Source organism: Lentilactobacillus farraginis DSM 18382 = JCM 14108 (assembly GCF_000583655.1).
Lineage (GTDB): Bacteria > Bacillota > Bacilli > Lactobacillales > Lactobacillaceae > Lentilactobacillus > Lentilactobacillus farraginis.
The window spans coordinates 69156-79899 of the sequence record NZ_BAKI01000009.1 but is presented as its reverse complement, the minus strand read 5'-3'; the positions used below and the strand labels follow the sequence as shown (position 1 = coordinate 79899).

Annotated in this window: 10 protein-coding genes, 1 pseudogene and 2 other annotated features (1 of these 13 running past the window's edge); of the genes and pseudogenes, 6 read left to right on the top strand and 5 right to left on the bottom strand. The window is 40.1% G+C overall.

Going from position 1 to position 10744, the window contains the following annotated elements:
- Nucleotides 1-92 precede the first annotated feature (92 nt).
- The gene (locus tag JCM14108_RS05330; RefSeq protein ID WP_035178981.1) at nucleotides 93-887 is read left to right on the top strand and encodes an Rgg family transcriptional regulator; all 795 of its coding nucleotides are present in this window, start codon (nucleotides 93-95) and stop codon (nucleotides 885-887) included.
- A gap of 260 nt (nucleotides 888-1147) precedes the next feature.
- Entirely contained in the window at nucleotides 1148-1279 is a 132-nt protein-coding gene (locus JCM14108_RS15810; protein ID WP_268872151.1) for a hypothetical protein, read from the top strand.
- 193 nt (nucleotides 1280-1472) lie between these two features.
- On the opposite strand, the gene JCM14108_RS05325 is transcribed toward JCM14108_RS15810, so the two are convergent.
- A complete protein-coding gene (locus JCM14108_RS05325; protein WP_235807090.1) occupies nucleotides 1473-2144 on the bottom strand; it encodes a peptidoglycan recognition protein family protein in 672 nt (223 codons plus the stop codon).
- A gap of 213 nt (nucleotides 2145-2357) precedes the next feature.
- Between JCM14108_RS05325 and JCM14108_RS05320 the strand changes: the two genes are divergently transcribed.
- Nucleotides 2358-2978 (top strand): isochorismatase family protein, encoded by a 621-nt coding sequence (locus JCM14108_RS05320; protein ID WP_035178979.1) that lies wholly within the window; start codon nucleotides 2358-2360, stop codon nucleotides 2976-2978.
- A gap of 206 nt (nucleotides 2979-3184) precedes the next feature.
- Here the strand turns inward: JCM14108_RS05320 and brnQ are convergent, their stop codons facing one another.
- Nucleotides 3185-4588: a branched-chain amino acid transport system II carrier protein gene (brnQ, locus tag JCM14108_RS05315; protein WP_035178976.1), complete on the bottom strand. Its 1404-nt coding sequence runs from the start codon at nucleotides 4586-4588 to the stop codon at nucleotides 3185-3187.
- A gap of 147 nt (nucleotides 4589-4735) precedes the next feature.
- Nucleotides 4736-4983: a binding site (T-box leader), on the bottom strand.
- A 164-nt stretch (nucleotides 4984-5147) separates the two neighbouring features.
- On the opposite strand from brnQ, the pseudogene JCM14108_RS05310 reads away from it, so the two are divergent.
- Nucleotides 5148-6118: pseudogene (locus JCM14108_RS05310) on the top strand (2-hydroxyacid dehydrogenase family protein).
- Nucleotides 6119-6213: 95 nt separating this feature from the next.
- Here the strand turns inward: JCM14108_RS05310 and JCM14108_RS05305 are convergent.
- Nucleotides 6214-6816 carry a nitroreductase family protein gene (locus JCM14108_RS05305; protein WP_035178975.1) on the bottom strand — a complete coding sequence of 201 codons (603 nt, stop codon included), beginning with the start codon at nucleotides 6814-6816 and terminating at the stop codon, nucleotides 6214-6216.
- 413 nt (nucleotides 6817-7229) lie between these two features.
- Here JCM14108_RS05305 and JCM14108_RS05300 point away from each other — a divergent pair, with 413 nt between their 5' ends.
- On the top strand, nucleotides 7230-7454 hold the full coding sequence (locus tag JCM14108_RS05300) for a hypothetical protein (RefSeq protein ID WP_152536911.1): 225 nt from the start codon (nucleotides 7230-7232) through the stop codon (nucleotides 7452-7454).
- Between the two features lie 127 nt (nucleotides 7455-7581).
- On the opposite strand, the gene JCM14108_RS05295 is transcribed toward JCM14108_RS05300, so the two are convergent.
- Entirely contained in the window at nucleotides 7582-8517 is a 936-nt protein-coding gene (locus JCM14108_RS05295; protein ID WP_035178990.1) for an alpha/beta hydrolase, read from the bottom strand.
- A gap of 267 nt (nucleotides 8518-8784) precedes the next feature.
- Between JCM14108_RS05295 and JCM14108_RS05290 the strand changes: the two genes are divergently transcribed.
- Nucleotides 8785-9627: a prephenate dehydratase gene (locus JCM14108_RS05290; RefSeq protein WP_035178973.1), complete on the top strand. Its 843-nt coding sequence runs from the start codon at nucleotides 8785-8787 to the stop codon at nucleotides 9625-9627.
- A 3-nt stretch (nucleotides 9628-9630) separates the two neighbouring features.
- Here JCM14108_RS05290 and JCM14108_RS05285 read toward each other — a convergent pair whose 3' ends face one another.
- Nucleotides 9631-10629 carry a ketopantoate reductase family protein gene (locus tag JCM14108_RS05285; RefSeq protein ID WP_035178971.1) on the bottom strand — a complete coding sequence of 333 codons (999 nt, stop codon included), beginning with the start codon at nucleotides 10627-10629 and terminating at the stop codon, nucleotides 9631-9633.
- 102 nt (nucleotides 10630-10731) lie between these two features.
- Nucleotides 10732-10744 (bottom strand) — a binding site (T-box leader); it runs 232 nt beyond the window's last position.

Sequence of the window (10744 nt, the reverse complement as noted above, 5' to 3'; positions counted from 1 at the left end):
GGGTTTATTTTTTTTCTTAAAACGATTAAAATACTTTTTTAACAGTGACAGAATCTTTTCTCGCATAAATGAGAGTTTTGGAGTGTGATTTCATGAGGCAACTTATTGGCCATACATTTTCAACATTACGAAAAAGACAAGGGATTCACGTGAAAGAACTGACTGCAGGCATTATTTCAGAGTCCGAATACTATCGTTTTGTAAATGGGACGATTGATATTAGTATGGTTAAGTTTCTTTTATTACTTAGCCGTTTAAATATTAGCTTTGAAGAATTTGCTTTTTTAAGTGAAAACATTGATGTTTCCAAACCGCTTACCCATTTTTCAAAAGGTAAATCAGTCTCTTTAAATAATGCAACTAACTTCAAGCTTTCCATTACTTTTTATCAATCACATGCACAAATACCACCAAAACCCGTTATTGAAAAATCAATTAGTTATTTGCTTGACAGTGAATCATGGACCTATGACGATCTCCTCTTATTTTCCAAAACAATCTACTTTTTCCCTTGCAAACAACGCCTGGCCCTATTGCAAAGAGCTATCAAGGGCTTCAAAAAATACAATGGATTTAAACAAAATATAGCCGATTATTTTAAATTTTTGTGCCAGCTTTTACTTATTGCATGGGATAGAAAGGATTTAAAGTTAGCCAAGAAATTCATGCATCAATTATTAGAGATGAGATTTCACCCAAATGACTTTTTCGAGCTCTCACTCCAATCCTTTTTTAAAGCTGTTTTGCTTTACTTATCCGAGCCAACTGACAATAACAGATTTCAAATAAGAACAATTGTTGAATCCTTTAAACATTTAAATTTACTTCAAGGTGAAAGTAGTCTATTAATTAAGGCTTCATTATCTTATTTAGAATTATCTATTTAAGTAAAAGGAGACAGCCAAAGTATACCTGGATCGGCTTGACGTTATCGATAATAAACTCAAATAGCCTAACTAATTTAGGTCATGAAGAAAATCCTTTTTGAATTAATTTGCCCGCTAGTAAAATTGGGCTCCTAAGACCCGCTTTATCTCTTCAGATCCACATGGCAACTCAATTTTAAATTGGCGTCTCAGGGGCCTTAAATAAATCTCCAATTGGCCTCCACTTGACATGCCATAATTTGGAAAAAAGGGATCTTTTCATGAATCGAAAAACACCAACTGTTCAAACAGGAACACCAAAAAATGGGGGCAATGATGAACGACAACAGGAAGCACTTAACGACATGACCTCGGTTGTATATCGAGATCATGCCGTTAAGAAAATTGCATAACAATTTTAATCATTTAACTGTCTACTTGACACGAAGCAATTTCAGCATACCAAATTGGTTCTTTACGGAGGCTAGTGAAAGCACTATACTCAGTCAAAATGTTAGGCGGTAAGGATTATAAACTCAGCTAATTTTTTAGGCATTCCAAGGCTTATCATGGATAATTTAAAAAACAATAATGGTGCCGATTACCTTACATGTCATCGTAATTTGTCAAAACTAATTTATAAAATTGATTCATGGTATAGGCTTTATGAAAATACTTTCGACCTGCACGTTTATAATAACCAACCGGGTCCGTATGATCGGAACCGCCTAAATACTTGGCAACGGCGCCATGTGACCAAACCGTTCCTTTTCCATCATAAACGGCGTCATTCGGTTTTAAATGATATGATTTCAACAAATAGGCTGTATAATACGCCGCATTTTCAACCTCATGGGCAAAGCTCTTTTTACTATGCATTTCAGTCTGCTCAAATTGAAGAAACCTGGCATTGCCGGGATATCCAACACCCCAGCAAAGATAATCCGTATTGGCAATGTTAATAATATGATTGCTGTCCACAAACGAATGAACAAAGGCGTTCCGGTAATTCTTCTTCATATAAGCAATTTCATCAAAAATCGTTGAACTGGGATTACCTGTTTCATGAATCACGACGCCTTCAGGCTTACCCTTACCATGACGATACCTGTAACGTGGAAACCCTTTCCAAATTTGCTTGGTAATGGTCGCTGGTGAATAGTGATGCGCAGAAATGTAACTGTTTACCGAAGCGGCTCTTGCCAATGTGCTTAACGCAATCACTGTTATCAAAACCGTTAAAATTGTTAGAAAAAAATTGTCAATTTCTTTTTTCACTATTAATATCGCCACCACTTAATTACAATTTTATACTCAGCTTCTATGCTAGTCATTCTGGTTTTACCTTGCAAGTAACTAAAGCCAAAGTTTCCCAAACATATTTAAACGATTATATTCAAAGTGTAAATATTGGTTGCCGATCATTTCCTGGTGTATTATGTAACCGGATTCATTTTATGCCTATTTGTTTACAAAGGAGGTATTTTTACTATGACAAGTTTACCGAACCGCGGTGCCAATGACCGCCTGCTTTCACCAGAAAATTCCGTTTTTACTTTTATTGATTATCAACCAACCCAAATTAATTCAATTGGTTCAATGAAGCATGCCGACTTGGTTAAACATGTCACCTTGGTTGCGAAAATTGCCAACCAATATCATGTCCCAATCATCCTCTCAACCGTTAATGTACAAAGTGGCCGAAATCAGGATACCATCCCCAAGCTAAAGAAAACCATCGGCAACGATGTCCCTTCATACGACCGAACATCCATTAATGCTTGGGAAGATAAAGATTATAATGATGCCATTAAAGCAACCCATCGAAAGAAAATTATTATGCTGGGACTTTGGACTGAAGCCTGCTTGACCTTTCCAACCATCGATGCAATCGCGGAAGGCTATGAAGTCTACCCGGTAATCGATGCCGTTGGCGGCACATCAACAATCGCCCACGAAACCGCGCTACGCCGAGTTGAACAAGCCGGCGCCCATCTGATTACGATTCCCCAATTAATCTGTGAATTCCAACGGGACTGGAACCGAACTGACACCGTCCCCGGGTTTGTTCAAGATCTATTTGAAGATGGTGCCTTTACCCAAATGCAGTAATAACGGGTTAATATAGATTGGGCAAATTATGACTATTAATCGTTCGAAATAAAATCAGCATACCATTTTAAGAAGAAAGAGATTCCGTGAAAGCCTATAAGCAAGCTTTTACGGAATCTCTTTTAAAATTATTGTCTACTCATGTCAGTTTCCCTTATTTTTCCATCAATTTATGACGTTGTAAACTACTAAAAGAAGTTTATACTTTATTTTGAGACATGTTCTGAAGAGGCCTCGCCACTTCTTGCGAAAACCGGGCGTAAGAAGTGCAAACCTAAACCGAGAACCATACCAACAAGTGCCGGGGCAACCCAATCCATCCCCAGGTTTGCGAATGGTAGCACACTATGCTGGAAGGCACCCAAGGCTTGACCAAATGAACTTTGGCTGACAACCGGCGGAAAAGCAGCCACCATATCCAGTAACGCCGGTACCGTGGTAAAGCCGACAACAAACGCGTAAACCAACGGGTCCCGATTGAATAACGGTGAGAAAACCGACAGTAAAATCAAGACCATTGCAAAAGGATAAAGAAACATCAGCATTGGCGTTGACCATAGAATGATTTGATCAAGTCCAAAGTTAGCGGTAAAAAATGATGCAAAACATGTCAATGCAAGCCAAGTGTGGTAGCTGACCTTTGGAAAATGTTTGTGAAAATCTTGTGCAAAGGCAGCAACCAATCCAACAGCGGTTGTCAAGCAAGTAACAGTGATCAACGTTGCCAAAAGTGCATGGCCAACTCCGCCAAGGTAATAAGTAACCAATTGATTAAAGGCAACGCCACCATCTACGGATACTTTATAATTAGCCAAGGTTGTGGCACCTAACCAAATTAAAACAACGTAGATAAAACCAATCATGGATGTCGCAAATAACCCTGCCTTTGCCGTTACTTTCGCATTACTACTTGGACGTGTCTTACCCAATTGACGGACAGCCGTTACAACCGTAACCCCAAAAGCTAAACCGGCAAGTGCGTCCATTGTGTTATAGCCTTGAAGAAATCCATTGAAGAATCCGGCGTGCTGGTATGCGGCTGTTGCACTTTGATGTGAGGCAGCTCCCATTGGGTGAACAAATCCCATTAAGAATACTGAAAATAATAGCAAAAGAAATAATGGATTTAAGAGTTTACCTACTGAATTCATCACATTAGATTGATGGTATGAAACCAGAAAAGCAGCTCCAAAGAAAAAGAACTGAAAAAACAAACAACCCAACGTGGGCCCATGAAGCCGGCAACATGGCTGAACACCGACTGTAAAGGGTACCGTTGCAGTACGAGGGGTTCCAAAAAGTGGCCCAATCGTTAAATGAATCATCACCATAAAAATAAGCGCAAAGATCGAACCAAGCGGCACGCCGATATCGTAAACGCCTTCTGAACGGGTAACACTAACAGCCAGTACTGACAAAAGCGGTAATAATACCGCTGTCACTAAAAAACCAACTGTTGCCAACACCCAGTGGGAACCCGCTAATTGACCTAAATGAATTGGAAAAATTAAGTTTCCCGCTCCAAAAAACAAGCCAAACAGCATTGAACTCACAACAAAATATTCTTTCTTAGTTAACGGTTTTGGATTTAAATCTTGTAAATCTTTCATATCCACTAGACTCCCTTATTAATACAATTTTTGACTGCAGCCTAATCTGACCAATGCTAATCTGAGATTTCAAGATAACCACTTCCTCTTTCAATTTAAATAAATTACGCAACGCAAAAAAGCGCCCTTAATTCAGCATCACACTGAACTAAGGGCGCTTACGGCACTGTACCACCTTATTTTGCAGAATCATTGCTGGTTCTGCCTCTTCACGTACGACTTCCTCGATGAAGCGATACGCTAACACGTTAATGGGTGTCACCAATGCACGTTACTTTAACAAATTCGGTACATCGCTCAAAAGGGATTTTCACATGCTCTTATCGGCTTCCTCTCACCAAACGAAGCTCGCTTTCGACTTTGACCACGTTACTCAACTTTCTCATAGCGTTTTGTAATTTATTGACTCTTATCCTAATAAGAATTCACCAAAATGTCAACCTCGTTTGGTCACTTTGAACAAAATAAAATGCCAGTTTAGTTTGGGAAGCGATTTTATTTTAAGCTAATTACTTCTATAATGATAGTGTACGATAAATTTATATAAGGACGTGAGCATATGTCAAAGGTATTGATTGCTGGAAGAATTCCGGAACATGCATTAAATATTTTAAAGGATGCCGGTTTGGATATCGACATGTATGATGACAGTGAGGCGCTGATTACCAAAGATGAACTTAGTAAACGGGTCGCTGATAAAGATTTCTTAATCACGCCGCTTTCAACTCAGGTTGATTCGGATGTCATTAATGCCGCTCCCAATTTAAAATTAATTGCCAATTACGGTGCCGGTTTTAACAATATTGATATCGACTATGCCAAATCAAAGGGCATTCCGGTTACCAATACACCAAAAGTTTCGACAATCTCTACTGCTGAAGTCACCTGTGGCTTAATGATCGCTTTGGCTCATAGAATGATGGAAGGCGACACGCTGATGCGTCACGAAGGCTTCAGCGGCTGGGCACCACTCTTCTTTCTGGGCCATGAACTTGCTCATAAAAAGCTTGGGATTATCGGGATGGGCCAGATCGGTCAAGCTGTTGCCAAACGGATGCATGCTTTTGACATGGAAATTCTCTACACGCAACGCCATCAATTGGCTGCCGAAACTGAAAAAGCCCTTGGGGCAACTTTTACCACCACTGACGAAATCATTAAAAATGCTGATGTCATTACCCTACACTTGCCGGCAACCCCTGAAACCCACCATATGATCGGTGCCGAGCAGTTTAAGCAAATGAAATCCAGCGCTATGCTGATTAACGCTGCCCGGGGCCCGTTATCGATGAAGCCGCATTATACGATGCGCTGATTAATCATGAAATTGCCGGCGCAGCCTTGGACGTTTACGAAAAAGAACCCCACGTGGCTGACGGCTTTAAGTCACTCAAAAATGTTGTCTTGACACCACATATCGGCAATGCAACCGTTGAGGCCCGGGATGCCATGGCTGAAATTGTTGCACAAAATACCGTTGCCATGGATCAAGGAAATAAGCCGAAATATATTATTAACGGCGTCGAGTAAAATCAAGCGAATCCCAATTTAAACGAAAAAGATCGTCTCTGATATCACAGAAACGATCTTTTTTGAAGGATATATTTAACTTTTTAACAGTTTAATTACTTCAGAACTTTAAAACGGTCTTCGTCATTCATAAATTCCTTTTCGCCGGCAGGTGCTTCAATAGAACCAAAGTCCAATTGGGCACGCAGATTCCAGCCATCCGGAATACCAAAGGCTTCTTTTACCTGGTCGTCGATCAGTGGGTTATAATGCTGCAGATTGGCACCAATACCATTTTCAGCCAATGATGTCCATACAGCAAATTGGGCGTTCCCCTGAGCTTGTTCCGACCAATCAGCAAAATTATCAGCATATAAAGCAAAATCATTTTCAAAACGGTGAACAACATCTGTATCCGTATAGAAGAGAACCGTTCCAAAAGCAGCTTTAAAACCGTTAATCTTATTCAAAGTCTTCTGATAGGCTTCTTCAGTCGGCACTTCAGACTTCAAGCGTTTGGCAACAATGTCCCAAAGCTTTTCGTGATGTTCGCCAAATAAAATGACCGCACGGGTTGTTTGGTTATTAAATGGTGTTGGTGCCCACTTGATATTTTCTTTAATCAAGTTGGCAATTTCATCAGGTGTTTGGCTGACATTACGTCCCAAAGCATAAATTGAGCGGCGTTTCTTGGCAAGATCCAGTAATTGTTCTTTCATTGTAAATTAAGCTCCTTTAATGATCATATTCGTTAACCACATATTAGGTATAGAATCATTATAACAGTTACTTTTAGTAAGTAAAGTGTTTAGAGTAAAAAAACTTTTTTTATTTTCAATTACTCTCAAAAATCTTTGGAAGTGACTTCTTTTAGTCCAATTTTCGGTGTAATATACAGTTAAAAATTATCACGTAGCATAACTTGGAGGTGGTCACAATGTCATTCAACGATATCCTATCGTATTCAGTTGCTGTCTTCTTCAGCGCGTTAAAGGCTTTAAGCAATTTATTTTAAAGATTAATAAATCATCTCTTTAAGCAGCTTGGTGAATAATCCTCCCAAAATATATAACTGTGAAATCATCATAATCGCATATAGACTTATTGACGAGTTATCGAAATAGGCGTTTAATTGACTTGGGGTGCTAATTTGAAGCTGCCGGTTTTATCGTTCTCCTTTAACAAGAAATTTTATACCGATCTCAGTTTTTATCTATTTCTCATGCTTGTCGGCATCGCCGTTCTTCGATACAGTCAATTTAATACCTCGAGAATGACATTGCTGGTCTTAGCTATCATTGCTCAAGGAATTTACGCCTTTGTCAATTTTAAAGTAACCCGCCGTCGCAAAAAGTGACGATGGGATCAAAATAAAACGCATTGGAAAACATTTCCTTTTCTCCAATTTTTAGGATTATCGGAATAGTTTCCAATGCATTTTATTTGGCTGCGTTTAAATTACTAAAGCCATTGGTAGTCGCCAATTACTTAAAGTACGTTTCAAGAAAAGCCGTCACCCGTTTCCGATAAGCTGTCGGATTATACCAAAAACTTTCCGCATGTGTCGCATTTTTAACAATCCAAAGCTGCTTTGGGGACTTGGTGGCTCGGTAATTTTCATATGCCATTTTTACAGGGACGTAAGTATCCCGACCACCGTGAATAAATAAAATTGGCCGGTTATTTTTGGCCAGTTGCTTCGTTGAAGAAACATCGTCCAATGAAAAGCCCAGGACATGCCGGTTAATGCCGCTTACCAGTGGTTCAACCGGGTACTCGGGTAAATGGAACTGCTGCTTTAAGAGATAGGTTAATTCCTCTCGGATACTGGCATAACCACAATCAGCGATTAAAGCCTTTACCTGTGGCGGCAGGGTCTCTCCGGAAATCATTTCAACCGTGGCGCCACCCATACTAACACCAAACAATAAAATATCACTGTCTTTGCCGACATGATCGATTACCCGGTTGATCCATTGCAGATAATCCAATCGATCCAACCAGCCGAAATTAATGTAGTTACCGGAACTCTCACCATGGCCGCGGTCATCGGGAACCAGGGCGTTAAAGCCCATTTCATGAAACATCTTAACGTAGTTAGCCATTGTTTCCCGGTTACCTTTATAACCATGCGCGATAATAACCGTTTTTTTGGTAGGCCGAGTTGCCGGAATATAGCTGGCGACTACTTTATTTTCAGGTGAATTGGCATTTAGTGTCCAAGTTTGTGAAGCAGTCTGTTTCATCCAAGCCACGTAATCATAGTAATCATCAGCGTACTTTTGTTTCTCTTTGGAGGTCGGCGGCACATGGTCGACTCTTTCAAATGCGTACTTAAACAACCGGTAACTAACTAAAAAACTACCGGCAGTCACCGCTGTTAATGGAATTAATAATGGTTTAACAACTGATCTTTTTATGAGCAAATTCAAAACCTCTTAAAATACATTAGAATTAATATTGACTTATTATAACAACTTTTTTAGGATGTCAAACCTATTTCGGCTAATCTTAAGATCTCCGAAACAAAAATCTTCCGGTTGTGTCATCACGCGACATGACGGATGACACAATCCAAGAAGATTTTTTGACTTGTTTTCAGTAAACTTCAATCAATTTATGAGATAATTATTAGAAGGGGCAAATTAAGTAGTTGTCAAATTATTACAAATAGAGGAGATAAATTGATGCGATTTTCAGTTCTTGGTCCTGAAGGGACTTTCGCTGATGCGGCCGCGAAAGCCTATTTAAAAACCCAGCCATATTCAAACGTTATTTTTGACTATCACCCCACTTTTGATCAGGTTTATCAAGCCGTTACCGGCGAAAATATCGGTTTATTGCCGCTGGAGAACCAGCTTGACGGTTATGTGTCCGCAACACTACAACGCCTGCAAACAGCCGATGTTACGGAAATCGGCGAAATTACTATTCCGGTAAACTTTGGATTAGTCGCAAACGTTGATCATTTAAATAAAATTAAACGGCTCTATGTTCAGTTTAAAACCGAAGGCCAATGCCAAAAGCTGCTGGCCAAGTTGCCCAATGCCCAAATCATCACAACGTCATCAAATATGATTTCCTTAAGGCAGTTTTTAGCTGGCGAACCCGACGATGCTGCCATCATCCCACAGTCTCAAATGGCGGCCCAAACTGCCAAACTTATGCTGGCCAACGTTGCCGACCAGGATGATAACAGCACCCGCTTTATTATCTTTAAAGCCAAGCCCGCCAAACTAAGCGAACTTTCCAAGGTCAACTTAAAAACAACTCATTTTAAGGCCCCGCTCTTCATCACACCGGCATCGAATGATAAACCGGGAACGCTTTATGATATTTTAGGCTATTTTGCCAAAGTCAATCTTAACTTAATTACGCTAATGTCACTGCCGACTAAGAACCAACTGGGTGAATACGCGTTTTACATCGAAATTTCGGGTACTCGCGATCAACAGGAGGGTTTATTCGCGACACTTCGTGAAATAGCCGCAAAATATCAAGTTCACCTACTTGGCTTCTATGCCGACTGATCGTTAAGCTGTTTGTTTTTGAAGCTCGGCTTGCTTTGCGGCAGCCCGTTTTTTTGCTTCATTTTGACGATGGTATTCAGCCAAATGAACGGCTTGGGTAACAAATAGATGAGTGGCAGCTTCATAATGGTATTTCCGCCCTAATTCGGCAATATAACCATTAATATAATCAACTTCCGTTGGCCGATCCTTGATCATATCCTGGTACATGGATGGATAGTGCAATGGCATATCAATTCTAACGTTTCGATCAAGCGCCGTCATTTCTTCATCGCGAGTTGATACCAAATGAATGCCGGCCCGTGCACAAATATCGTAAGCCTCATCAATCAACTGACGGCCCATTGAATAGAAACCTTTAAAGTTACCAAGTTCACCCATCGGGATTTCAAACATTGTGCAAAGCGTATTGATAACCGAATTAAAGATAACTTTAGTCATCAATGTACCGGTGAAATCATGGGTTAAAGTCGGATTCATCTGAGCCTTTTTTAACTCGTTGAAGAGCTTGTGGGTCATTTCATCCGGCTTTTCGTTTAACGGACACATATTCATCTTACCGGCACCGCGTTTACCCATAAAATCAACTTCCCCGGGTCCCGGCAAGACCGTTGCAATTAAGGCTGTCCCACCGATAATTTTGTCATCGGCAAAGTACTTCTGCAGTTTTTCAATATGGCCCATACCGTTCATACAGGTAAAGGCATATTGGCGGTCGTTAAAGAGGTGGGCGCATCGCTTGAGGTAGTCATCCAGTTGCATCTGTTTGACAAAGAAAATAAACATATCGGGATCGCCTTGGTAGCTTTCCGGCGTTTCCAATTTAATCTTGGTTAAGTGGCGATCTTTATGATCCCGCATTACATATACGCCACCTTGTTCCCGAATCTTGTCAATGTGTGGCTGCCAAGTATCAATAAACGTTACGTCATTACCGGCCTCTTGAAGTAAAATACCATATCGAAGTCCCATCGCACCGGCACCAATCATTGCAAATTTCATAAACATCATCCTCCATTAATTTTTAAATTGTTTGACTAACGGTTTCAATCACTCATTAATAATTTCGATTAAAAAAGCGCCCCTGATCTTTTTATAGTAAAGATCAAGGGCGCTT

Coding starts and splice junctions, on each gene's coding strand:
- JCM14108_RS05330 (WP_035178981.1), top strand. CDS start 93: ATGAGGCAACTTATTGGCCATACATTTTCAACATTACGAAAAAGACAA.
- JCM14108_RS15810 (WP_268872151.1), top strand. CDS start 1,148: ATGAATCGAAAAACACCAACTGTTCAAACAGGAACACCAAAAAATGGG.
- JCM14108_RS05320 (WP_035178979.1), top strand. CDS start 2,358: ATGACAAGTTTACCGAACCGCGGTGCCAATGACCGCCTGCTTTCACCA.
- brnQ (WP_035178976.1), bottom strand. CDS start 4,588: ATGAAAGATTTACAAGATTTAAATCCAAAACCGTTAACTAAGAAAGAA.
- JCM14108_RS05305 (WP_035178975.1), bottom strand. CDS start 6,816: ATGAAAGAACAATTACTGGATCTTGCCAAGAAACGCCGCTCAATTTAT.
- JCM14108_RS05290 (WP_035178973.1), top strand. CDS start 8,785: ATGCGATTTTCAGTTCTTGGTCCTGAAGGGACTTTCGCTGATGCGGCC.
- JCM14108_RS05285 (WP_035178971.1), bottom strand. CDS start 10,629: ATGAAATTTGCAATGATTGGTGCCGGTGCGATGGGACTTCGATATGGT.